Origin of the sequence: Glaciihabitans sp. UYNi722 (assembly GCF_040549465.1) — a bacterium.
Taxonomy (GTDB): Bacteria; Actinomycetota; Actinomycetes; order Actinomycetales; family Microbacteriaceae; genus Lacisediminihabitans.
The window spans coordinates 189,792-210,741 of sequence record NZ_JBEPTL010000002.1; the positions used below are offsets into that span (position 1 = coordinate 189,792).

Genomic DNA, 20,950 nt, shown 5'->3' on the forward strand with positions numbered 1-20,950 from the left:
GCAGACTCTTCTAGTTCAACAAACCTGTCCTTCGTGATGGGTTCACTGCCAGGCAGTGCATAGGTGTGAGGTTTCGACTCGAAAGAGGCAGCCACCATCTAGGCCGCGGGTAGCAGAACACGACTTAATCGAAACCCACGGTTCGTGCCTGTAGAAAGCAACGTCTACAGGTTTGTGCCAGTGCGAGGTTTGTGCCCGTGCAGGGCGACACGCCCGAGCGCGGGGGTCGGTCACGGCACAGTAATTGACACAAAAACAGTGGTGCGAAGCGCAGTGCTCCTCATGGCGCGCAGCTGAGCTAACCAAACATCCAATAGTCGCTCAGGCAGCCACGATGTTCTAAAGAGAGTGAGTCACACATGGCGGGACAAAAGATCCGCATCCGACTTAAGTCGTATGACCACGAGGTCATCGACAGCTCGGCGCGCAAGATCGTCGACACGGTTACCCGTGCAGGCGCGACTGTCGTCGGCCCGGTGCCCCTTCCTACCGAGAAGAACGTGATCGTCGTGATCCGCTCTCCTCACAAGTACAAGGACAGCCGCGAGCACTTCGAAAAGCGCACCCACAAGCGCCTGATCGACATCATTGACCCGACGCCGAAGGCCGTCGACTCGCTTATGCGTCTTGACCTGCCGGCCGACGTCAACATCGAGATCAAGCTGTAGGGGATCTGAGATGGCTACCACTAAAACAAGCAAGGGACTGCTGGGTAAGAAGCTCGGTATGACCCAGGTTTGGGATGCGAACAACAAGCTCATCCCGGTGACCGTCGTTGAGATCACCCCCAACGTCGTCACACAATTGCGCACCCCAGAGGTCGACGGCTACAGCGCCGTGCAGATCGCGTTCGGTGCGATCGACCCGCGCAAGGTTAACAAGCCGGCCACCGGTCACTTCGACAAGGCGGGCGTCACGCCTCGCCGTCACCTCACCGAGGTGCGCACCGCGGATGCCGCGGAATACGCACTCGGCCAGGAGATCGCCGTCGACATCTTCGAAGCGGGCCAGAAGGTCGACGTGGTTGGCACGTCAAAGGGCAAGGGCTTCGCCGGGGTCATGAAGCGTCACAACTTCAAGGGTGTCTCGTCCTCGCATGGTTCGCACCGTAACCACCGCAAACCAGGCTCGATCGGCGCCTCCTCGACCCCCAGCCGGGTCTTCAAGGGAATGCGCATGGCCGGCCGTATGGGTGGCGACCGCGTCACCGCGATGAACCTCACCGTCCACTCGGTCGACCTCGAGAAGAACATCATTCTCGTCAAGGGCGCCGTTCCCGGTGCCAAGGGCCGCATCGTCTTCGTCCGCAACGCAGTGAAGGGAGTGTAGTCACTCATGGCTGACGCAGTTAACACTCAAACTGGCACGCTCGACGTCATCGACTCGAAGGGCAAGAAGGTCGGCTCGGTCGATCTTCCCGCCGAGACCTTCGACGTTCAGACCAACATCCCCCTCATCCACCAGGTCGTCGTCGCCCAGCGCGCCGCGGCTCGCCAGGGTACGCACAACACCCTGCGTCGTGGTGAGGTGTCCGGTGCCGGCCGCAAGCCGTTCAAGCAGAAGGGAACCGGTCGTGCTCGTCAGGGCTCGATCCGTGCTCCCCAGATGACCGGCGGTGGAATCGTCCACGGACCCCACCCTCGCGACTATGCACAGCGCACCCCCAAGAAGATGATCGCCGCAGCCCTCCGCGGAGCGCTCTCCGACAGGGCACGCGGTGGACGCATCCATGTCATCGACTCGCTCTCCGTTGGAGACGTGCCGTCGACCAAGACGATCGTCGAGCTGCTCGACAGCATCGCCACCAGCAAGCACGTTCTGATCGTGCTCGAGCGTGACGACGTGGTCAGCCACAAGAGCGTTCGCAACATCCCGTCCGTTCACGTTCTGCCCTACGACCAGCTCAACGCCTACGACGTACTCGTGAGTGACGACATCGTCTTCACCAAGGGTGCTTTCGACGGCTTCGTCGCCGGCCCGAAGGCCGTCACGGTCGTCGAGACTGAGGATGCCGCAGAGCCCGCGAGCAAGAAGCGCGTGAGTCCTGAGCGTGCTGCCGCCAAGAAGGAGAAGGCCGCTTCTCAGAAAGAGGAGGTCAGCGCATGACCGCGACCAACAAAGACCCGCGTGACGTGATTCTGTCGCCCGTCGTCTCCGAGAAGAGCTACAGCCTGATCGACCAGGGCAAGTACACCTTCCTCGTCGACCCCCGTTCGAACAAGACCGAGATCAAGCTGGCGATCGAAAAGATCTTCGGCGTTCAGGTCGCCTCGATCAACACCCTGAACAAAAAGGGCAAGACGCAGCGCACCAAGTTCGGTATCGGTCATCGCAAAGACACCAAGCGTGCGATCGTGACGCTCAAGTCCGGTTCCATCGACATCTTCACAGCTGTCGGCTAAGGGATCAGGGAGATAAACCATGGCTATTCGTAAGTACAAGCCCACGACCCCAGGTCGTCGCGGTTCCTCGGTTGCAGACTTTGCCGAGATCACCCGCTCGACCCCGGAGAAGTCGCTGCTCCGCCCGCTGCCCAAGACCGGTGGTCGTAACAACGCGGGTCGTATCACAACCCGTCACATCGGTGGTGGACACAAGCGCCAGTACCGTGTGATCGACTTCAAGCGCAACGACAAAGACGGCGTCAATGCCCGCGTTGCCGAGATCGAGTACGACCCCAACCGTACGGCTCGCATCGCGCTGCTGCACTTCATCGACGGCACGAAGCGTTACATCATCGCGCCGAACAAGCTGAACCAGGGCGACATTGTCGAGTCGGGTGCCGGCGCGGACATCAAGCCGGGCAACAACCTGCCGTTGCGCAACATCCCCGTGGGTACTGTCATCCACGCGATCGAGCTCAAGCCGGGCGGGGGAGCCAAGATGGCTCGTTCGGCCGGAGCATCCGTTCGTCTCGTCGCCAAGGACGGTCCGTACGCGCAGCTCCGCCTGCCGTCGGGCGAGATCCGCAACGTTGACGCCCGCTGCCGCGCAACCATCGGCGAGGTCGGCAATGCCGAGCAGTCGAACATCAACTGGGGAAAGGCCGGCCGTATGCGCTGGAAGGGCGTACGCCCGACCGTGCGTGGTGTCGCCATGAACCCGGTCGACCACCCTCACGGTGGTGGAGAGGGCAAGACCTCTGGTGGACGCCACCCGGTCAGCCCGTGGGGCCAGAAGGAAGGCCGCACCCGCCACATCAACAAAGAGAGCGACCAGCTCATCGTTCGCCGCCGCAATGCCGGCAAGAAGCGCAAGTAGGAGTTGTAGAGGATGCCACGCAGTCTCAAAAAAGGCCCCTTCGTCGACGACCACCTGTTCCGCAAGGTGGCCAAGGCGAACGAAGCCAACAGCAAGAGCGTTATCAAGACCTGGTCGCGCCGCTCGATGATCATCCCGTCGTTCCTGGGACACACCATCGCAGTGCACGACGGCCGCAAGCACATCCCGGTGTTCATCACCGAGACCATGGTTGGGCACAAGCTCGGAGAGTTTGCCCCCACCCGCACCTTCCGTGGACACGAGAAGGACGACAAGAAGGGTCGTCGCCGCTAACGCGGTGACGGTAGGAGGACAAGAAATGGTGGAGTCGATCGCACGCGTGCGTCACATCCGCGTGACCCCCACGAAAGCTCGTCGCGTCGTCAACATGATCCGCGGCAAGCAGGCCCAGGAGGCCCTGGCCATCCTGAAGTTCGCGCCGCAGGGCGCGAGCGAGCCCGTCTACAAACTCGTCGCGTCCGCAATTGCGAACGCTCGGGTCAAGGCAGACGCAAGTAATAGCTACCTGGATGTCGAGGACCTGTTCGTCTCGTCGGCCTACGTCGACGAGGGAACGACCCTCAAGCGCTTCCAGCCTCGTGCACAGGGACGCGCTTTTCAGATCCTGAAGCGCACCAGCCACATCACGATCGTCCTGGCGACGCCGGACGAGAACGATGCGGTGGTCTCGACAGGCTCGACCAGCGCGAAGAAGGCAGGGAAGAAGTAATGGGACAGAAAGTAAACCCCTACGGGTTCCGTCTGGGCATCACCACCGACCACGTGTCGCGCTGGTTCTCCGACAGCACCAAGGTCGGACAGCGTTACAGCGACTACGTGGCTGAGGATGTCAAGATCCGCAACCTGCTCAAGACGTCACTTGACCGTGCCGGCGTTGCCCGTATCGAGATCGAGCGCACCCGCGACCGCGTTCGCGTCGACATCCACACCGCCCGCCCGGGCATTGTGATCGGTCGTCGTGGCGCCGAGGCGGAGCGTATTCGCACCGACCTCGAGAAGCTCTCGGGCAAGCAGATCCAGCTCAACATCCTCGAGGTAAAGAACCCTGAGGCTGAGGCTCAGCTCGTGGCACAGGGAATCGCCGAGCAGCTCAGCGCTCGCGTCGCCTTCCGTCGTGCGATGCGCAAGGGCCTGCAGGGTGCCCAGCGCACCTCCACCGTCAAGGGTGTTCGTATCCAGGTTTCCGGCCGCCTCGGTGGTGCGGAGATGAGCCGTTCCGAGTTCTACCGTGAAGGCCGCGTTCCACTGCATACCCTCCGCGCGAACATCGACTACGGCTTCTACGAGGCCAAGACCACCTTCGGCCGCATCGGTGTGAAGGTCTGGATCTACAAGGGCGACATCACCAACAAGGAACTTGCCCGCGAGCAGGCCAATGCCAAGTCCAGCCGTCCGGAGCGTCGTGACGACCGTCGCGACAGCCGTGACAGCGGACCCCGTCGTGGAGCTGCCCCGGCAGCCGCGGCTGCTCCCAAGGCGGAGGCTGCCCCGGCAGCAGTAGGAGCTGAAGGCTAATCATGTTGATTCCCCGCAGAGTTAAGCACCGCAAGCAGCACCACCCTGGCCGCACCGGCCAGGCGACCGGCGGTACCACGGTCACGTTCGGCGAGTACGGCATTCAGGCCATCACGCCCGCATACGTCACCAACCGCCAGATCGAGGCTGCTCGTATCGCGATGACACGTCACATCAAACGTGGTGGAAAGGTGTGGATCAACATCTACCCCGACCGCCCGCTCACTAAGAAGCCTGCTGAAACCCGCATGGGTTCCGGTAAGGGTTCGCCGGAGTGGTGGATTGCCAACGTCAAGCCGGGTCGCGTGCTCTTCGAGCTCGCCGGCGTAGACGAAACCGTAGCGCGCGAGGCACTGACTCGCGCCATTCACAAACTGCCTCTCAAGGCACGCATCATCAAGCGCGAGGAGGGTGACGCATAATGGCGATCGGTTCCAAGGAGCTCGCCCCCGTCGAGCTCGACACTTTTGAAGACGAGAGACTCGTCGACGAACTCAAAAAGGCCAAGGAAGAGCTGTTCAACCTGCGCTTCCAGTCGGCCACCGGCCAGCTGGAAAGCCACGGTCGCCTGCGCGCTGTGAAGCGTGACATCGCTCGCATCTACACGGTTATCCGTGAGCGCGAGCTGGGCATCCGTGCGACTCCCGCTCCGGTCGAGGTAGCTCCGAAGGCTGCCGCCAAGAAGACCAAGAAGACGACGGATGCTGCTGACGCGACTCCCGAGTCCGCGGGTCAAGCTAGCACTGCAGAGACGAAGGAGGCCTAGTCATGGCTAAAGCCGAAGAGAAAGTGGCTGAGAAGGTCGAACTTGACCGCGGCTACCGCAAGACCCGCCGTGGCTATGTCACCAGCGACAAGATGGAGAAGACCATCGTCGTCGAGGTCGAGGACCGCGTAAAGCACCCGCTGTACGGCAAGGTCATCCGCCGCACCTCCAAGGTGAAGGCGCACGACGAGGCCAACACGGCCGGTGTCGGCGACCTCGTCATCATCAGTGAGACCCGCCCCCTCAGCGCCACCAAGCGCTGGCGTCTGGTCGAGATCCTCGAGAAGGCTAAGTAAGCCGCGCGCTTGCTTCGATAAAGGACAAACCAAATGCTTCAGCAGGAATCCAGGCTCAAGGTCGCCGACAACACCGGCGCCAAAGAGCTGCTCACGATTCGCGTACTCGGTGGCTCCGGCCGTCGCTACGCCGGCCTTGGCGACGTCATCGTCGCCACGGTCAAGGATGCGATCCCTGGCGGTAACGTCAAGAAAGGTGATGTCGTCAAGGCGGTCATCGTTCGCACCAAGAAGGAGACCCGTCGCACGGACGGCTCATACATCAAGTTCGACGAGAACGCCGCTGTCATCCTCAAGGCTGACGGCGACCCTCGTGGTACCCGTATCTTCGGACCGGTCGGTCGCGAACTCCGCGACAAGAAGTTCATGAAGATCATCTCGCTGGCACCGGAGGTCATTTAGTCATGGCGAACATCAAAAAGGGCGATCTCGTCCAGCTGATTAGCGGCCGCAGTCAGGCACGCGGCGGCGACCGTGGCAAGCAGGGGCGCGTTCTCGAGGTCATCGTGGAGAAGAACCGCGTTGTCGTCGAGGGCCTCAACTTCGTCACCAAGCACGTCCGCGTTGGACAGACCCAGCGCGGCACGAAGACCGGTGGCATCGAGACTCACGAGGCTCCCATCCACGTTTCCAACGTGCAGGTCGTCGACCCCGACACCAAGCAGCCGGCTCGCGTCGGTTTCACCGTGACGACGGATGACCGCGGCAAGGCGGTGCGTGAGCGCTACTTCAAGACCTCGCGCCGCATCCCGGTGAAGAAGACCGACAGCAAGACCGACAGCAAGGCCAGCGACGCGAAAGACGCCGCACCGAAGGCGAAAGCCGCGCCGAAGGCCAAGACCGCATCCAAGGCAACTGAGAAGGACGCCGAGTAACTATGACTGACACTGCAACCGCAGCGTCGGCTGGCACTGCTCCAATCAAAGCAGGCCAGCCGCGCCTCAAGCAGAAGTACAAGACCGAGATCTCAGCGCAGCTGACCAAAGACTTTGGCTTCACGAACGTGCATCAGGTGCCCGGACTCGTGAAGATTGTCGTGAACACCGGTGTCGGCGAGGCTGCCCGCGATGGCAAGATCATCGATGGCGCCGTCAAAGACCTCACCGCGATCACCGGACAGAAGCCGCAGGTCACTGCGGCTCGCAAGTCGATCGCGCAGTTCAAGCTGCGTGAAGGCCAGCCGATCGGCGCCCACGTCACCCTCCGCGGTGACCGCGCATGGGAGTTCCTCGACCGTCTGCTCTCGCTCGCGCTTCCCCGCATCCGCGACTTCCGCGGCCTGAGTGACAAGCAGTTCGACGGCCACGGCAACTACACCTTCGGTCTCACGGAGCAGTCGATGTTCCATGAGATCGACCAGGACCGCATCGATCGTGTTCGTGGTTTCGACATCACTGTCGTCACCACTGCGAAGAACGACGACGAGGGTCGCGCGCTGCTCAAGGCGCTCGGCTTCCCGTTCCGCAACGCAGAGAACACCCCCGCCTAACAACCAACGCATCACCGATCACACAGGTCGGCATTCTTGTACAGGATGTCGAAACCGGGTGAGGAAGGCACCACCATCATGACAATGACAGATCCGGTCGCGGACCTGCTGACCAGACTGCGCAACGCGAACTCGGCCTACCACGACACCGTGTCCATGCCGAGCAGCAAGCTCAAATCCCACATCGCCGAGATCCTCAAGACCGAGGGTTACATCGGCGGTTGGAAGGTTGAGGATGCCCGCGTCGGCAAGACCCTGGTCCTCGACCTCAAATACGGCCCCAATCGCGAGCGCTCCATCGCTGGAATCAAGCGCGTCTCGAAGCCCGGCCTCCGCGTGTACGCAAAGTCGACCGAGATCCCTCGCGTTCTCGGCGGTCTCGGCGTCGCCATCCTGTCGACCTCTTCTGGGCTCCTCACGGATCGCCAGGCTTCGAAGAAGGGCGTGGGTGGGGAAGTCCTCGCCTACGTGTGGTAGCCAGTCATGTCACGTATTGGACGTCTTCCCATTGAGGTCCCTTCGGGGGTCACCGTCACGGTCGATGGTTCCGCTATCGCCGTCAAGGGTCCGAAGGGCGAGCTCGCGCTCACCGTTCCGAGCCCGATCCAGGTCAAGCTCGAGGATGGCCAGCTGCTCGTGAGCCGCCCGGATGACGAGCGCGAGTCGCGTTCGCTCCACGGCCTCACCCGCACGCTGATCGCCAACCAGATCATCGGCGTCACCGACGGCTACTCCAAAGGCCTCGAGATCGTCGGAACCGGTTATCGTGTGCAGGCGAAAGGCAGCTCGCTCGAGTTCGCCCTTGGTTTCTCGCACTCGATCACGGTCGATCCCCCCGCAGGCATCAGCTTTGCCGTCGAAGGCAACAACAAGCTGACGGTGCACGGCATCGACAAGCAGGCCGTCGGTGAGGTCGCCGCCAACATTCGGAAGCTGCGTAAGCCTGAGCCTTATAAGGGCAAGGGCGTTCGCTACGCAGGCGAAGTAGTCCGCCGCAAGGCCGGAAAGAGTGGTAAGTAATCATGGCTCTCGGAACTAGAGGCACAAGCAAGTCGGCCGCCAAAGGCCGTCGGCACGCACGTCTTCGCAAGAAGATCGTGGGCACCGAGGTGCGTCCGCGCCTGGTGGTCACCCGTTCGGCCCGTCACGTCTTCGTGCAGGTCGTCGACGACAGCAAGGGTTTCACCCTGGCGTCGGCGTCGACCCTCGAGGCCGACCTGCGCACCTTCGATGGTGACAAGACCGCCAAGGCCCGCAAGGTCGGCGAACTCGTCGCGGAGCGTGCAAAGAAGGCCGGTATCGAGGCCGTCGTATTCGATCGTGGTGGTAGCAAGTACGCGGGACGCGTCGCTGCCATCGCCGAGGGAGCTCGAGAGGGTGGACTGGACCTGTGAGCGACACAACTAACACAAGCAACGCAAGCAAGGAGCCGAACGTGGCCGAAGCAGAGCCGACCGTCGAGGTCGTCGAGACTGCAGCCGCAACCGAGCCCGCAGCCAACGAGCCTCGTGAGGCCCGCCGCGGTGGTCGTGAGCGCAACCCCAACCAGCAGCGTGGGAGCCGTGACTCTGAGAAGAGCCAGTTCCTTGAGCGCGTTGTCACCATCAACCGCGTTTCCAAGGTCGTCAAGGGTGGTCGTCGCTTCAGCTTCACCGCGCTCGTCGTCGTCGGAGACGGTAACGGACTGGTCGGCGTTGGTTACGGCAAGGCCCGCGAGGTGCCGACCGCGATCTCCAAGGGCGTCGAGGAAGCGAAGAAGAACTTCTTCCGCGTTCCCCGCGTCGGAGTCACGATTCCGCACCCCGTCCAGGGCGAGGCCGCGGCCGGTGTCGTGCTGCTGCGTCCGGCATCCGCTGGTACCGGTGTTATCGCCGGCGGCCCGGTGCGTGCCGTACTCGAGTGCGCAGGCATCCACGACGTCCTGAGCAAGTCGCTCGGCTCGTCGAACACGATCAACATCGTGCACGCAACCGTCGCTGCCCTCAAGCAGTTGGAGGAGCCGAGCGCGGTCGCCGCACGTCGTGGCCTCTCGCTCGAGGATGTCGCGCCCGCGCGCCTCCTACGCGCCCAGGCTGACGCGTCCAGCGCAGCTACAGCGAAGGCAGGTGTCTGATGGCCGGTCGCCTGAAGGTAACCCAGATCAAGTCCAAAATTAGTGAGAAGCAGAACCAGCGCGACACGCTTCGGAGCCTCGGCCTCAAGCGCATCGGCGACGTCGTTGTTCGCGAGGATACCTCGCAGAACCGCGGCTACGTTCGCACCGTCGCTCACCTGGTGAAGGTCGAGGAGATTGACTAATGGCTGACACAGTGCCAAACAAAGATGCGAAGCCAGCAGAGAAGAAGGCGCCGGCCGCCAAGGCCGCCGCTCCGAAGTCTGCTGCCGCCAAGGCGCCCGCGAAGGCTGCTGCGACTACCAAGGCTGCAGCGACCGCCAAGGCTCCGGCCAAGGCCGCTGCCAAGCCGGCCACCGCGAAGGCTCCTGCCGCCAAGGCACCGGCGAAGGCTGCCGCTCCGAAGGCTGCCGCTCCGAAGGCTGCTGCGGCGAAGTCAGACGACTCCGCTGCCGCGTCGACGCCCACCAGCACCACCAAGGCCGCTCCTGCGAAGAAGGCTGCAAAGCCTGTCGCCGGGGCGCGTCCCCAGGTGCTCAAGATGCATCACCTCCGTCCGGCTGCCGGTGCGAAGAAAGACCGCACCCGTGTCGGTCGTGGTGAAGGATCCAAGGGCAAGACCGCGGGTCGTGGTACCAAGGGTACGAAGGCTCGTTACCAGGTTCGCGTAGGGCTTGAGGGTGGAAACCTGAACAGCATCATGCGCACCCCGAAGCTTCGCGGCTTCACGAACCCGTTCCGCGTCGAGTACCAGGTGGTCAACCTGGAGAAGCTCGTCGAGCTCTATCCCAGGGGTGGGGATGTCACGATCAGTGATCTCGTCGCCAAGGGAGCAGTACGCAAGAACGAGAAGGTCAAGGTTCTCGGGCAGGGTGACATTGCGGTTAAGCTGAACGTTGCCGTTGACAAGGTCTCTGGCTCGGCTGAGCAAAAGATCGTTGCAGCGGGCGGCTCCGTAAACTGAAGTCTTCCGGGCGCCTTTCGGCGCCCGGTCGACTTCGTCGCGTAGTCACCGTGGTGGCCCGAAAGGGCCACCTGCTTTGCCCGACAGAGTTCAACCAGGAGGCCTCGTGTTCAGAGCCGTAGCGCGGATTTTCCGCACCCCCGACCTTCGAAAGAAGATCGGCTTTACGCTCGCGCTGATCGCCCTGTTCAGGCTAGGGTCATTCATCCCGGCTCCGTTCGTCGACTTCGCTAACGTGCAACAGTGCCTCGCGGCCAACTCAGGTACCTCGGGTCTCTACGAGCTTGTCAACCTCTTCAGCGGTGGCGCACTCCTGCAGCTCTCGGTATTCGCCCTCGGGATCATGCCGTACATCACGGCCTCGATCATCGTGCAACTGCTGCGCGTGGTCATCCCGCACTTCGACACCCTCTACAAAGAGGGCCAGTCCGGTCAGGCCCGCCTGACGCAGTACACCCGCTACCTCACCATCGCGCTCGGTGTGCTGCAGTCGACCACCCTGATCACCGTCGCACGAAGCGGCGCGCTGTTCCCCACCTCATCCGGAACGCCCGCCTGCTCGGCGCTCATCACCAACTCCTCCTGGTACGCCATCCTGCTCATGGTCATCACGATGACGGCCGGCACCGGCCTCATCATGTGGATGGGTGAACTCATCACCGAGCGCGGCATCGGTAACGGAATGTCGATCCTCATCTTCACCTCCATCGCAGCCCGCTTCCCCGGCTCGCTCTGGGCGATCAAGGAGTCGAAGAACTTCGAGACCTTCCTCTTCGTCATCGCGATGGGAATCGTGATCATGGCACTCGTCGTATTCGTGGAGCAATCGCAGCGACGAATACCCGTACAGTATGCCAAGCGAATGGTGGGCCGTCGAACCTACGGCGGCAACAACACCTACATCCCGATCAAGGTCAATATGGCCGGTGTCGTGCCGGTGATCTTCGCCTCGTCGCTTCTCTATCTGCCCGCTCTCATCGCGCAGTTCAACCAGCCCGCCGCGGGCAAATCTCCCGCTCCATGGGTCACCTGGATCTCTGACAACCTGCGTACCGGCGACAACCCGCTGTACATGCTGTTGTACTTCCTGCTCATCGTCGGATTCACCTACTTCTACGTCGCCATCACCTTCAATCCGGAGGAAGTGGCCGACAACATGAAGAAGTACGGAGGGTTCATCCCGGGCATCCGTGCCGGTCGTCCGACCGCCGAGTACCTGGACTATGTGCTCACGCGAGTGACCCTCCCCGGCTCGCTCTACCTCGGAATCATCGCCCTCGTGCCGCTGATCGCCCTTGGCCTGTTCGGTGCCAACCAGAACTTCCCGTTCGGTGGCGCCAGCATCCTGATCATCGTCGGTGTCGGTCTCGAAACCGTGAAGCAGATCGACTCACAGCTGCAACAGCGTCACTACGAGGGCCTCCTCCGGTGACCCGCCTCCTTATCGTCGGTCCTCCGGGCGCTGGTAAGGGTACGCAGTCGGCTCGGCTCTCCTCCAGCTACTCGATTCCCGCGATCGCGACGGGCGACATCTTTCGCAAGAACATCGCGGATGAGACGCCGCTCGGTATGAAGGTCAAGGCCATCGTTGACGCGGGCGACTACGTTCCCGACTCGCTGACCAACGAGCTCGTGAAGAGCCGTCTCGAAGAGGAGGACGCCCTCGCAGGTTTTCTGCTCGACGGCTATCCCCGCACGCTCGAGCAGGTCGACTATCTCGACCGTCTCCTCAAGTCAAAGGGCCAGCACCTTGATGCTGTCATCCAGTTGGCCGCAGACCAGGAGGAGGTTGTCGCGAGGCTCCGCAAGCGTGCGATCGAGCAGGGTCGCGTGGATGACTCGGAGGAGGCCATCCGTCACCGCCAGCAGGTCTACGCTCGCGAGACCACGCCGCTCATCGCCGTCTATCGCGACTGGGATCTCCTCATTGAGGTCGACGGTCTCGGCGACATCGACGAGGTCAGCTCTCGCATCTCGGATGCTCTCGACGATCGCGGAATCGCGCCAGCGGCCTGAGTGGCTTTTCGCAGGAACATCTACAAGTCGCCGGCCGAACTCCGGTCGATGCTCGCGCCCGGTCGTGCAACGGCCGCCTCGCTCGCAGCTGTGCGCGCGGCGATTCGGCCTGGGGTGACGACTCTCGAGCTCGATGCGATCGCCGAGAAGACCATCCGTGATCTTGGCGGCGTGCCCAACTTTATGAAGGAACCGGGCTATCGGCACACGATTTGCACCTCAGTGAACGACGATGTGGTGCACGGTATCCCCGGGGCGCGCGTCCTCGAGCCAGGCGACATCGTTTCGATCGACAGCGGCGCCGAGATCGGCGGCTGGAACGGGGACGCCGCCATCAGTGTCGTCGTCCCCGATGCATCGCGACCTGAGCTGGTGGCCGAACGCCAGAAGCTTGCGGATGTCGCTGAGCAATCGCTCTGGCGCGGCATCGCCGCACTGGCCAGCGTGACCCACCTCAACCACATCGGTGACGCCATCGAGGGCTACATCGAATCGCAGGGGAGCTACGGAATCCTCGAAGACTATGTCGGCCACGGCATCGGTCGCTCGATGCACGAGGAGCCGCCGGTCTTCAACTACCGCGTCCGCGATCGAGGTCCGCAGGTGAAGCCCGGCCTGGTCGTGGCGATCGAGCCGATGGTGACCATCGGGGGCATCGAGACCTTCACGCGCGAGGACGAGTGGACCGTCGCAACGGTCGACGGCACAGCAGCTGCGCACTGGGAGCACTCGGTGGCCGTGCATCCCGGCGGCATCTGGGTGCTCACCGCCGAAGACGGTGGCGCAGCCGGCCTGGCGTCGCTCGGCGTCGTGCCCGTTCCGATTCCTTAACGGTTCGCTCGCAGCAGAGCAGCAGTATAGACGCGAGTTGGCGAAACGCCCGGATATCCCATAAGATTGATCTTTGGTGTCTGCTGCCTGTTTTGGCGTGCTTTTCAGCGTGCCGAACGCGATTTACTTCGCCGAGTAGTCGCAGTTCACCACAATCCAACCGCACGACCAGCAATCAATACTTTTAGCGACGAAGAGGCTATGGCCAAAAAAGACGGTGTCATCGAGATCGAAGGCGCAGTAGTCGAAGCTCTGCCCAACGCAATGTTTCGCGTTGAGTTGACTAACGGCCACCGTGTTCTTGCCCACATTTCGGGCAAGATGCGCCAGCACTACATCCGCATCCTTCCTGAGGACCGCGTGATCGTAGAGCTGAGTCCTTACGACCTGACCCGCGGTCGGATCGTCTACCGCTACAAGTAGTTCCACTCAGGAACACGAGCTGCTGGAAAGTAACGGCCGATTTCGACGGGGTAACTCCGGGTCGAAACGGTACGAAGACAGCGAAAGAAGAAAACAATGAAGGTTGCACCCAGCGTCAAGCCGATGTGTGAGCACTGCCGCGTTATCCGTCGTAACGGCAACGTGATGGTGATCTGCAAGAACAACCCGCGCCACAAGCAGCGCCAGGGCTAGGACTTCGGTCGCTGAGCCTGTCGAAGCGCTGAGTTCGTCGAAGTATCCCTTCGACAGACTCAGGAGCGCGACAGGCTCGGGGAACGAAACAACTGAATACAGAAGCTCGATAGCAGTTCCAGAACCCGCGGCGATTAGTCGCCCAGGGGGACACCAGTGGTTGGAGGCCACTGCACAGGATCTGCTACAGACCTCCACTCATCAACAGGAGAAGCCACAATGGCTCGTCTAGCAGGAGTCGACATCCCGCGCGATAAGCGCGTCGAGGTCGCATTGACCTACATCTACGGTGTTGGCCGTACGAGGGCGCTCAAAGCCCTCGCCGACACCGACATCAGCGGCGAGATCCGCGTCAAGGATCTGACCGATGACCAGCTCATCGCGCTCCGCGACTACGTCGAAGGAAACTTCAAGGTAGAGGGTGACCTCCGTCGCGAGGTCGCCGCCGACATCCGCCGCAAGGTCGAGATCGGCAGCTACCAGGGCATCCGTCACCGTCGTGGACTTCCGGTTCACGGACAGCGCACCAAAACCAACGCTCGTACCCGCAAGGGACCGAAGCGCACCGTCGCAGGCAAGAAGAAGGCCCGATAGCGAGCACTGCTCGTATCGCCACACGTTTTAGGAGAAAACAATGGCAGCACCAAAATCGGCCGCTCGTAAGCCGCGTCGTAAAGAGAAGAAGAACGTCGCCGTGGGCCAGGCCCATATCAAGTCGACGTTCAACAACACCATCGTGACGATCACCGATCCCACCGGTGCCGTGCTGAGCTGGGCGTCGTCCGGCACCGTCGGCTTCAAGGGCTCGCGTAAGTCCACGCCATTCGCGGCGCAGCTTTCCGCCGAGTCCGCTGCGCGCCAGGCGCAGGAGCACGGCGTCAAGAAGGTCGACGTCTTCGTCAAGGGACCGGGTTCAGGTCGCGAGACCGCGATCCGCTCCCTGCAGGCCGCCGGCCTCGAGGTCGGCTCGATCAACGACGTCACCCCTCAGGCGCACAACGGGGTACGCCAGCCCAAGCGCCGCCGCGTATAACACTTTTCATGGATTGAGCCTGTCGAAATCGCTCCGACCATATCGGAGTGAATTTCGGCAGATTCGATCCGCGGTTTGAATCTTCACCACGAACACAATTCAATAGACCGGCGGGCCAGCCACCTGTCGAACGCACAAGTGTCAAATAGCGGACACTTCGCCGAAAGGAATCAACAGTGCTTATTGCACAGCGTCCAACTCTTAACGAAGAGAACATCTCCGAGTTCCGTTCGCGGTTCATCATCGAGCCGCTCGAACCTGGCTTCGGCTACACCCTCGGAAACTCTCTCCGTCGTACCCTGCTCTCCTCCATTCCCGGCGCTGCTGTCACCAGCATCCGCATCGACGGCGTGCTGCACGAGTTCAGCACCGTCGCGGGTGTGAAGGAAGATGTCACCGAGATCATCCTGAACATCAAGGGCCTCGTCGTCTCCAGCGAGCACGACGAGCCGATCACCGCCTACCTGCGCAAGCAGGGCTCAGGCCAGGTCACCGCGGCCGACATCTCGGCACCCGCCGGTGTGGAGATCCACAACCCTGAGCTGGTCATCGCGACGCTCAACGACAAGGCGAAGTTCGAACTAGAGCTGACCATCGAGCGTGGCCGCGGCTATGTCTCGGCAACGCAGAACCGCAGCGAGTTCAGCGAAGCCGGCCAGATTCCGATCGACTCGATCTACTCGCCAGTGCTCAAGGTCACTTACCGCGTCGAGGCAACTCGTGCCGGTGAGCGTACCGACTTCGACCGCCTCGTGGTCGATGTCGAGACCAAGAATGCGATCACGCCCCGCGACGCCATCGCCTCAGCCGGTCGCACCCTGACCGAACTGTTTGGTCTGGCGCGCGAGCTCAACTCCGCCGCCGAGGGCATCGAGATCGGTCCGGCTCCTGTCGACGCCGTTCTCTCCTCCGAGCTGAGCATGCCGATCGAGGACCTCGACCTGTCTGTGCGCAGCTACAACTGCCTCAAGCGCGAGGGCATCAACACCGTGAGCGAACTGGTCGCCCTGTCGGAGACCCAGCTCATGAACATCCGCAACTTCGGACAGAAGTCTGTGGACGAGGTCAAGGACAAGCTCGTGGAGCTCGGCCTGTCGCTCAAGGACACCGTTCCTGGATTCGATGGCGCTCACTTCTACAGCGGGTACGACGACGCCGAAGAGACCAACTAGAGCGTCGTTCGCGACACCTCGACTTCCATCCACATCTGGAGATTAACTAATGGCTGCACCAACTAAGGGACCACGCCTCGGCGGTGGACCGGCGCACGAGCGCCTCATGCTTGCGAACCTCGCGGCTGCCCTGTTTACCCACAAGAGCATCAAGACGACCGAGACCAAGGCCAAGCGCCTGCGTCCGGTCGCCGAGCGGCTCATCACGTTCGCCAAGCGCGGTGACCTGCACGCGCGTCGTCGTGTGCTGGCCGTGATCGGCGACAAGAACATCGTGCACGAACTCTTCACCGAGATCGCGCCGCTGGTCGAGAACCGTGACGGCGGTTACACCCGCATCACGAAGCTCGGCTTCCGCAAGGGCGACAACGCCTCGATGGTGCAGATCGAACTCGTTCTCGAGCCCGTGAAACCGAAGCCGAAGAATGCCAAGGCTTCGGCCGCATCCACTCCGGTTGCCAAGGAAGAGCCCGCCGAGGAAGCGGCTGCCCCCGTCGAGTCCGCCGAGCAGGCTGAGGCTATCGACGCTGAGACCGCAGAGGTCGCGGCCGAGGAAACCCCAGCGGGCGACGCACCCGCAGAAGAGGCTCCTCAAGAGGATGCCGCCGCAGATGCCGAGAAGGCAGACGACAAGTAGTCTCTGATCGTTCGTAATGGCCCCGTTTCGACGGGGCCATTACGCATTTAAGCGCGCGCCGGTAGGTTGAGGCCATGGCAAGCGAAGCGACAGTCCTGACAGTCGGTGGTCCGCACGGCGATCGTGAGGTGCGGATTTCGAGCCCGAGCCGCGTGCTGTGGCCGGAGGACGGCATCACCAAGCTCGATCTCGCACGCTACCTCGTCGAGGTCGGCGATGCTTTCGTCGCGGCGAACGGGAACCGTCCGGTGTCACTGCAGCGTTTCTCCGACGGCATCAACGGGGAGCAGTTCTTTTCGAAGAACCCGCCGAAGGGAACGCCGGAGTACGTGCGCGCGGTGGCGGTGACCTATCCGAGCGGGCGGTCGCATCCGCAGCTCGTCATCGATGAGCCGGCCGCAGCGGTGTGGGCGGCGCAGATGAACACGGTGGTCTTCCATCCGTGGCCGTCGCTGGCATCCGACCCTGACAACCCGGACCAGTTGCGCATCGACCTCGACCCGCAGCCGGGAACATCCTTCGACGACGCCATTCCGGCGGCGATCGAGCTGAGGTCGCTGCTCGATGAGGTCGGCCTCAGCGCGTTCATCAAGACCTCGGGAAACCGTGGTCTGCATGTCTTCGCGCCCATCGAACCCGTCCGAGAGTTCCTGGACGTGCGGCATGCGGTGATCGCCGCAGCTCGTGAACTGGAACGGCGGATGCCGCAGAAGGTCACGACGGCCTGGTGGAAGGAGGAACGTGGTGAGCGGATCTTCGTCGACTTCAACCAGGCGAACCGAGACAGGACAATGGCTGGCGCCTACAGTCCCCGAGCGATTGCCGGAGCTCCCGTCTCCTGTCCGATCGAGTGGGACGAACTGGAGAAGATCACTCCGCAGGATTTCACGGTGCTGACGGTTCCCGACCGCCTGCACACGGTCGGGGATCCGTGGGCTGGGATGCAGGCGAAGCCTGGCCGTATCGACGAACTGCTCGGCTGGTGGGAGAGAGATGTCGCGGCCGGCCTCGGCGAGCTTCCCTTCCCTCCGGACTTTCCGAAGATGCCCGGTGAGCCGCCTCGCGTGCAGCCGAGCCGCGCACGCAAGGTGCCGGAGGCTTAGGGGGACGTTTGAGAAAACGGAGCTTGACCTAAGTTAGGCGAATTTCTGGGACCTGATTAGCGTGGTTTGGGCTCCGTTTTCCTTTCACCGATCGGTGGCGAGGCAAGGATCCACTGGTAGAGGGCGGCGATCGAGACATCCATATGGTGGGCGACGTTCGAGTCGGGTGTCTCTCGATGAGCACCGTCTAGCGGTCTCGAGCCCTGGGTGATTTCTCGTTCTATCTGGGCAATATTGACTAGTTGCTAAACGCCGGGCAATCTCCGAACGGATATCCCTTCGATCCGTGCGTGAGGGTGGATACTCGCGAACACCTCTACTCTGGACCCCATCCCGGCCTCCCATTGGAAGAAAAAATGATGGAAACCAGGCTCAGGGGGGAGCCATATCAAACTGCTTAGATTCCAGCGATCTTCGCTACACGAGCGACAGCGAGTTCGAATGCTGGCGAAGCAAATACCGAGGAAACAATGTGTCGCGTCCTGGCAGGGATCGATCGTGGCGGGTCGCCCGGTTGTCCCTCGTTAATGCAACGGGAAACAGCGCCTTTAGTTGGAATCCAGGCGTGCCGTCTGCTGTTTGGGAGCGTCGGATGCTGGCGGCTTGGAACTGCGCCGACGCCAACAGGCAGAATTGACGAAGTGCAGGCGATGCCGACTGGCCCGGGTGCACCAAGCAGATGGCTGAGAGGGCAAGTATCGGTGTTGGAGGGCCCGATTAAGGAAGAATTGCCGGAAGGACATTGCTGTTCAGCGTGTGGATCATGATCCCGAACATGGTGCTGGGAGTTACATGATGATGATCTTTTTTGCGCGGACCCCTTTCCGTACGCGGGCGAGCGCTGGAGGGATTGCTTGGAGTCCATGTCCGGCGATCTCGAATGGGGGTGCGGGAGTGTAGCGTCCATTTGCGAGTGCGTCGGGAAGGAATGCGTTCCACATTGCCGGGCCGACGAAGGTGTCTTTGGGGCTGCCACCCCAAATAGCGGACACCTGAATCTGTCGTCGGCGAGCGAGTGCGCCGCGGATCCGGGTCGCGGGTGTGGGGTGCGCCGACGCAATCCGCCGTGTTCCCGAAACCCCATCTGATGCGTTCACCGTGATCGCGTCGCGCAACGAGCCATTCGCGACCGCCAAAGTTCCGGCGAGCTGGCCTCCGGAAAGATGGCCAATGATCTGTTCAACAAAATCCGGTTCGTGGTAATCAACCAGCACGCCGGCGCCGAGACCTTCCAACAGGGAAAAGTTCGTGGCGGATGCTGTGGCTAGGACGGAGTACCCCGCGTTGCGGGCCAGCTGAATGGCATTCATCCCGACGCTCGTAGCGCCTCCGAAAATGAGTACCGTCTCATTACGCGGTCGGATTTCGGCCGTGGGAAGTTCGAGGGAGAGATGTTCTTTCTCGAACAGTCCGGCAGCGGCAGTTGTGAGGGCTAGCGGAAGAACGCATGCCTCCTGGAAAGACATCGACTTGGGGATCCGCGCGCACATGTGGGAGGGGAGTTTCACGTGAGTTTGAAAGGCTCCCTCGGCGGGATCGTTACGGTTTTGCTCGACCCCGACGGCATATCCGACTACCCGATCACCGATGGCGAGAGAACTGACCGATGGACCAATAGCGACTACCTCTCCCGCAACATCAGAACCTAGGACCGTTGGATAGTGCAGCCACGGAAGTACGAACTGGCGAACCACGCCAGCGATGGCATCGATCTCGTTGACTGCTACCGCTCGAGCGCGAACGATAACTTCACCCTCGGACGGGACCCAGACCGGTGCGTCGCCCACCCGAAATGATCCTGTTCTGGACCTCAGCCACAGGGCAGAGTGTTCATCTCCGCGCTCGGGATCTTTCTCTGATATTGGCATTTGCGTCCCTTTCAAATCTTATTTTCGGTGACGACTCCGACAATCGGAATCGAGGCCGACTGTGTTTGGACTCTTCGTTTATGCGTCTATAAACGTTGCGCCAGCGTCGACGGCGATGTTGGCCCCAAACGCGGCAGCGGGCGTAAAGGCCCCCCGAGGAGCTGTTCCGTGGGTGAACTCATCAATGACGACCGACAGAACCTGGGAGGTGTACTCCATTGCATCGTCCGCGCGGAGCCAGCCCTCGTGCCTGCTGCCGCCCGCCCACTCGATGACCGCGTGACCCCAGGAGTGAGGGCGGGCAGCAGGTGCCGCTTTCGTTTTACTGGCAGCCATCTGTCGGATCATCATTCGGCGCATCGCGGGGAGGGTGAGAAGCCGGGACATCAGAGGAAGCATCGCCCGCAGAAGCGGCGCCGTCGGAGCAAGCCCGGACGTGAACTCCACGTTGGGCGCTCCACTTGCATTGTGAGCGGCAACCAGCTCGGCAGAGGGGACCGCCGCTGATGTGATCGCGGTGCCATCAGGGAGCTCGTGCTTCCGAAGATTTGAGCCGAGCGGAATGGCGACGAGGCGACCGTCACGATAGACCCGCCCTCCGGTGGTGATCACATCGACGGACGTTACCGCGAAGGCCTCACCCATGACGCCCTCCTCCGAAGCGTAAGAGGCGAGGGCATCGATCTGCACTCTTTCAGGGGTCGGCCTATTCGCGCACATCCGGACGACCAACGCTTCTGTAGCAAGGACACCGAATCCCGCCCCCGTGATCACGCTGCTCCCCGAGGCGACGGCTACGCTGTGGAGCGCGAGAATCGCTGAAACCGTTTCGATGTCAACAGCGAGATCGACGTAAGAACCGTTCGGCATACACGCCTCGGCAAGCGGGATGGCCGTTTCACCGTAGGAACCAAGCAGATTCACCACCACCAGTGGATTCTCCTCCCGCACAGCGGTGAGAATCTCATCGAATCCTGCCAGCACCTTCACCGTCGCCGCTCCGGTCACTTTCGGGATAACCGATTCGAGACGCTCCGCCGACCTGCCAACCAGCACGATATTCTGCACACCGGCAGAGGTGAGTCCATTAGCCAGACTCCTCCCCACCCGGCCAGTGGCACCCAGAATCCAGATTTCTTGGCTTCTCACATCACTCATCTGTCGTTCCTTTGCACGTTCACGGCCAACCCTGATGACACCATGTGTTGTCATTAGTAATCTTACGACAC

The 20,950-nt window shown here is 61.9% G+C and carries 31 protein-coding genes and 1 pseudogene; 30 read left to right on the top strand and 2 right to left on the bottom strand.

Going from position 1 to position 20,950, the window contains the following annotated elements; translation table 11 throughout:
• Positions 1-359: 359 nt before the first annotated feature.
• The 30 genes and pseudogenes from rpsJ (at position 360) to ligD (ending at position 17,853) form a co-directional block, all read left to right on the top strand.
• Positions 360-668, top strand: a complete 309-nt coding sequence (rpsJ, locus tag ABIB56_RS02240; protein ID WP_147783478.1) for a 30S ribosomal protein S10 — start codon at positions 360-362, stop codon at positions 666-668.
• 10 nt (positions 669-678) lie between these two features.
• Positions 679-1,329 (top strand): 50S ribosomal protein L3, encoded by a 651-nt coding sequence (gene rplC / locus ABIB56_RS02245; protein ID WP_354567219.1) that lies wholly within the window; start codon positions 679-681, stop codon positions 1,327-1,329.
• Positions 1,330-1,335: 6 nt separating this feature from the next.
• Positions 1,336-2,106, top strand: a complete 771-nt coding sequence (rplD, locus tag ABIB56_RS02250; protein ID WP_354567220.1) for a 50S ribosomal protein L4 — start codon at positions 1,336-1,338, stop codon at positions 2,104-2,106.
• Positions 2,103-2,402: a 50S ribosomal protein L23 gene (gene rplW / locus ABIB56_RS02255; protein ID WP_354567221.1), complete on the top strand. Its 300-nt coding sequence runs from the start codon at positions 2,103-2,105 to the stop codon at positions 2,400-2,402. The genes rplD and rplW overlap by 4 nt, the downstream gene beginning before the upstream one ends.
• Before the next feature lie 19 nt (positions 2,403-2,421).
• Positions 2,422-3,261: a 50S ribosomal protein L2 gene (gene rplB, locus ABIB56_RS02260; protein ID WP_354567223.1), complete on the top strand. Its 840-nt coding sequence runs from the start codon at positions 2,422-2,424 to the stop codon at positions 3,259-3,261.
• A gap of 12 nt (positions 3,262-3,273) precedes the next feature.
• On the top strand, positions 3,274-3,555 hold the full coding sequence (gene rpsS / locus ABIB56_RS02265) for a 30S ribosomal protein S19 (protein ID WP_147783473.1): 282 nt from the start codon (positions 3,274-3,276) through the stop codon (positions 3,553-3,555).
• 25 nt (positions 3,556-3,580) lie between these two features.
• Positions 3,581-3,991 (top strand): 50S ribosomal protein L22, encoded by a 411-nt coding sequence (gene rplV, locus ABIB56_RS02270; protein ID WP_354567224.1) that lies wholly within the window; start codon positions 3,581-3,583, stop codon positions 3,989-3,991.
• Positions 3,991-4,797, top strand: coding sequence for a 30S ribosomal protein S3 (gene rpsC, locus ABIB56_RS02275; protein ID WP_354567225.1), 807 nt, complete (start codon positions 3,991-3,993; stop codon positions 4,795-4,797). Before rplV ends, rpsC begins: the two co-directional genes overlap by 1 nt.
• A gap of 2 nt (positions 4,798-4,799) precedes the next feature.
• Entirely contained in the window at positions 4,800-5,219 is a 420-nt protein-coding gene (gene rplP, locus ABIB56_RS02280) for a 50S ribosomal protein L16 (RefSeq protein ID WP_354567227.1), read from the top strand.
• The gene (gene rpmC, locus ABIB56_RS02285; protein WP_354567228.1) at positions 5,219-5,563 is read left to right on the top strand and encodes a 50S ribosomal protein L29; all 345 of its coding nucleotides are present in this window, start codon (positions 5,219-5,221) and stop codon (positions 5,561-5,563) included. Before rplP ends, rpmC begins: the two co-directional genes overlap by 1 nt.
• A 2-nt stretch (positions 5,564-5,565) precedes the next feature.
• Positions 5,566-5,859: a 30S ribosomal protein S17 gene (gene rpsQ / locus ABIB56_RS02290; protein WP_354567229.1), complete on the top strand. Its 294-nt coding sequence runs from the start codon at positions 5,566-5,568 to the stop codon at positions 5,857-5,859.
• Between the two features lie 33 nt (positions 5,860-5,892).
• Positions 5,893-6,261, top strand: a complete 369-nt coding sequence (gene rplN / locus ABIB56_RS02295) for a 50S ribosomal protein L14 (RefSeq protein ID WP_354567231.1) — start codon at positions 5,893-5,895, stop codon at positions 6,259-6,261.
• A gap of 2 nt (positions 6,262-6,263) precedes the next feature.
• Positions 6,264-6,599, top strand: a pseudogene (gene rplX / locus ABIB56_RS02300) (50S ribosomal protein L24); the annotation flags it as partial.
• A gap of 137 nt (positions 6,600-6,736) precedes the next feature.
• Entirely contained in the window at positions 6,737-7,348 is a 612-nt protein-coding gene (gene rplE, locus ABIB56_RS02305; RefSeq protein ID WP_354567232.1) for a 50S ribosomal protein L5, read from the top strand.
• Positions 7,349-7,426: 78 nt separating this feature from the next.
• Positions 7,427-7,825: a 30S ribosomal protein S8 gene (gene rpsH, locus ABIB56_RS02310; RefSeq protein WP_354567233.1), complete on the top strand. Its 399-nt coding sequence runs from the start codon at positions 7,427-7,429 to the stop codon at positions 7,823-7,825.
• Between the two features lie 6 nt (positions 7,826-7,831).
• Positions 7,832-8,368, top strand: a complete 537-nt coding sequence (gene rplF / locus ABIB56_RS02315) for a 50S ribosomal protein L6 (protein ID WP_354567234.1) — start codon at positions 7,832-7,834, stop codon at positions 8,366-8,368.
• Between the two features lie 2 nt (positions 8,369-8,370).
• Positions 8,371-8,742: a 50S ribosomal protein L18 gene (rplR, locus tag ABIB56_RS02320; protein WP_354567235.1), complete on the top strand. Its 372-nt coding sequence runs from the start codon at positions 8,371-8,373 to the stop codon at positions 8,740-8,742.
• 41 nt (positions 8,743-8,783) lie between these two features.
• Positions 8,784-9,461, top strand: a complete 678-nt coding sequence (gene rpsE, locus ABIB56_RS02325) for a 30S ribosomal protein S5 (protein WP_354567236.1) — start codon at positions 8,784-8,786, stop codon at positions 9,459-9,461.
• Entirely contained in the window at positions 9,461-9,646 is a 186-nt protein-coding gene (gene rpmD / locus ABIB56_RS02330; RefSeq protein WP_354567237.1) for a 50S ribosomal protein L30, read from the top strand. Before rpsE ends, rpmD begins: the two co-directional genes overlap by 1 nt.
• Positions 9,646-10,425, top strand: coding sequence for a 50S ribosomal protein L15 (gene rplO, locus ABIB56_RS02335; RefSeq protein WP_354567238.1), 780 nt, complete (start codon positions 9,646-9,648; stop codon positions 10,423-10,425). The genes rpmD and rplO overlap by 1 nt, the downstream gene beginning before the upstream one ends.
• A gap of 106 nt (positions 10,426-10,531) precedes the next feature.
• Complete coding sequence (gene secY, locus ABIB56_RS02340) at positions 10,532-11,857, top strand: preprotein translocase subunit SecY (protein WP_354567239.1); 1,326 nt, start codon at positions 10,532-10,534, stop codon at positions 11,855-11,857.
• Complete coding sequence (locus tag ABIB56_RS02345; RefSeq protein ID WP_354567241.1) at positions 11,854-12,441, top strand: adenylate kinase; 588 nt, start codon at positions 11,854-11,856, stop codon at positions 12,439-12,441. The genes secY and ABIB56_RS02345 overlap by 4 nt, the downstream gene beginning before the upstream one ends.
• On the top strand, positions 12,442-13,272 hold the full coding sequence (gene map / locus ABIB56_RS02350) for a type I methionyl aminopeptidase (RefSeq protein ID WP_354567242.1): 831 nt from the start codon (positions 12,442-12,444) through the stop codon (positions 13,270-13,272).
• 201 nt (positions 13,273-13,473) lie between these two features.
• Positions 13,474-13,695 (top strand): translation initiation factor IF-1, encoded by a 222-nt coding sequence (infA, locus tag ABIB56_RS02355; protein ID WP_055811571.1) that lies wholly within the window; start codon positions 13,474-13,476, stop codon positions 13,693-13,695.
• Positions 13,696-13,791: 96 nt separating this feature from the next.
• The gene (rpmJ, locus tag ABIB56_RS02360) at positions 13,792-13,908 is read left to right on the top strand and encodes a 50S ribosomal protein L36 (protein ID WP_185201699.1); all 117 of its coding nucleotides are present in this window, start codon (positions 13,792-13,794) and stop codon (positions 13,906-13,908) included.
• 219 nt (positions 13,909-14,127) lie between these two features.
• Positions 14,128-14,502, top strand: coding sequence for a 30S ribosomal protein S13 (rpsM, locus tag ABIB56_RS02365; protein WP_354567243.1), 375 nt, complete (start codon positions 14,128-14,130; stop codon positions 14,500-14,502).
• A gap of 40 nt (positions 14,503-14,542) precedes the next feature.
• Positions 14,543-14,941, top strand: a complete 399-nt coding sequence (gene rpsK, locus ABIB56_RS02370; RefSeq protein WP_354567244.1) for a 30S ribosomal protein S11 — start codon at positions 14,543-14,545, stop codon at positions 14,939-14,941.
• Between the two features lie 176 nt (positions 14,942-15,117).
• Positions 15,118-16,113, top strand: coding sequence for a DNA-directed RNA polymerase subunit alpha (locus tag ABIB56_RS02375; protein ID WP_354567245.1), 996 nt, complete (start codon positions 15,118-15,120; stop codon positions 16,111-16,113).
• 49 nt (positions 16,114-16,162) lie between these two features.
• Positions 16,163-16,750, top strand: coding sequence for a 50S ribosomal protein L17 (gene rplQ / locus ABIB56_RS02380; RefSeq protein WP_354567246.1), 588 nt, complete (start codon positions 16,163-16,165; stop codon positions 16,748-16,750).
• Between the two features lie 74 nt (positions 16,751-16,824).
• Positions 16,825-17,853, top strand: a complete 1,029-nt coding sequence (ligD, locus tag ABIB56_RS02385; RefSeq protein ID WP_354567247.1) for a non-homologous end-joining DNA ligase — start codon at positions 16,825-16,827, stop codon at positions 17,851-17,853.
• 788 nt (positions 17,854-18,641) lie between these two features.
• Here the strand turns inward: ligD and ABIB56_RS02390 are convergent.
• Both ABIB56_RS02390 and ABIB56_RS02395 read right to left on the bottom strand, forming a co-directional pair.
• A complete protein-coding gene (locus ABIB56_RS02390; RefSeq protein ID WP_354567248.1) occupies positions 18,642-19,640 on the bottom strand; it encodes a zinc-binding alcohol dehydrogenase family protein in 999 nt (332 codons plus the stop codon).
• 159 nt (positions 19,641-19,799) lie between these two features.
• Complete coding sequence (locus ABIB56_RS02395; protein ID WP_354567249.1) at positions 19,800-20,879, bottom strand: saccharopine dehydrogenase family protein; 1,080 nt, start codon at positions 20,877-20,879, stop codon at positions 19,800-19,802.
• Positions 20,880-20,950 lie beyond the last annotated feature (71 nt).

Bases quoted from the DNA above. Each gene is read 5' to 3' on its own strand.
- rpsK (WP_354567244.1), top strand. From the start codon at position 14,543: ATGGCAGCACCAAAATCGGCCGCTCGTAAGCCGCGTCGTAAAGAGAAG.
- rpmC (WP_354567228.1), top strand. From the start codon at position 5,219: ATGGCGATCGGTTCCAAGGAGCTCGCCCCCGTCGAGCTCGACACTTTT.
- rplE (WP_354567232.1), top strand. From the start codon at position 6,737: ATGACTGACACTGCAACCGCAGCGTCGGCTGGCACTGCTCCAATCAAA.
- infA (WP_055811571.1), top strand. From the start codon at position 13,474: ATGGCCAAAAAAGACGGTGTCATCGAGATCGAAGGCGCAGTAGTCGAA.
- rplF (WP_354567234.1), top strand. From the start codon at position 7,832: ATGTCACGTATTGGACGTCTTCCCATTGAGGTCCCTTCGGGGGTCACC.
- rplD (WP_354567220.1), top strand. From the start codon at position 1,336: ATGGCTGACGCAGTTAACACTCAAACTGGCACGCTCGACGTCATCGAC.
- rpsS (WP_147783473.1), top strand. From the start codon at position 3,274: ATGCCACGCAGTCTCAAAAAAGGCCCCTTCGTCGACGACCACCTGTTC.
- rplO (WP_354567238.1), top strand. From the start codon at position 9,646: ATGGCTGACACAGTGCCAAACAAAGATGCGAAGCCAGCAGAGAAGAAG.
- rpmJ (WP_185201699.1), top strand. From the start codon at position 13,792: ATGAAGGTTGCACCCAGCGTCAAGCCGATGTGTGAGCACTGCCGCGTT.
- rplB (WP_354567223.1), top strand. From the start codon at position 2,422: ATGGCTATTCGTAAGTACAAGCCCACGACCCCAGGTCGTCGCGGTTCC.
- rplP (WP_354567227.1), top strand. From the start codon at position 4,800: ATGTTGATTCCCCGCAGAGTTAAGCACCGCAAGCAGCACCACCCTGGC.
- rplW (WP_354567221.1), top strand. From the start codon at position 2,103: ATGACCGCGACCAACAAAGACCCGCGTGACGTGATTCTGTCGCCCGTC.
- rplQ (WP_354567246.1), top strand. From the start codon at position 16,163: ATGGCTGCACCAACTAAGGGACCACGCCTCGGCGGTGGACCGGCGCAC.
- ABIB56_RS02395 (WP_354567249.1), bottom strand. From the start codon at position 20,879: ATGAGTGATGTGAGAAGCCAAGAAATCTGGATTCTGGGTGCCACTGGC.
- rplC (WP_354567219.1), top strand. From the start codon at position 679: ATGGCTACCACTAAAACAAGCAAGGGACTGCTGGGTAAGAAGCTCGGT.
- rpsH (WP_354567233.1), top strand. From the start codon at position 7,427: ATGACAATGACAGATCCGGTCGCGGACCTGCTGACCAGACTGCGCAAC.
- rplV (WP_354567224.1), top strand. From the start codon at position 3,581: ATGGTGGAGTCGATCGCACGCGTGCGTCACATCCGCGTGACCCCCACG.
- rplN (WP_354567231.1), top strand. From the start codon at position 5,893: ATGCTTCAGCAGGAATCCAGGCTCAAGGTCGCCGACAACACCGGCGCC.
- rpmD (WP_354567237.1), top strand. From the start codon at position 9,461: ATGGCCGGTCGCCTGAAGGTAACCCAGATCAAGTCCAAAATTAGTGAG.
- ligD (WP_354567247.1), top strand. From the start codon at position 16,825: ATGGCAAGCGAAGCGACAGTCCTGACAGTCGGTGGTCCGCACGGCGAT.
- rpsJ (WP_147783478.1), top strand. From the start codon at position 360: ATGGCGGGACAAAAGATCCGCATCCGACTTAAGTCGTATGACCACGAG.
- rplR (WP_354567235.1), top strand. From the start codon at position 8,371: ATGGCTCTCGGAACTAGAGGCACAAGCAAGTCGGCCGCCAAAGGCCGT.
- rpsC (WP_354567225.1), top strand. From the start codon at position 3,991: ATGGGACAGAAAGTAAACCCCTACGGGTTCCGTCTGGGCATCACCACC.
- rpsM (WP_354567243.1), top strand. From the start codon at position 14,128: ATGGCTCGTCTAGCAGGAGTCGACATCCCGCGCGATAAGCGCGTCGAG.
- rpsQ (WP_354567229.1), top strand. From the start codon at position 5,566: ATGGCTAAAGCCGAAGAGAAAGTGGCTGAGAAGGTCGAACTTGACCGC.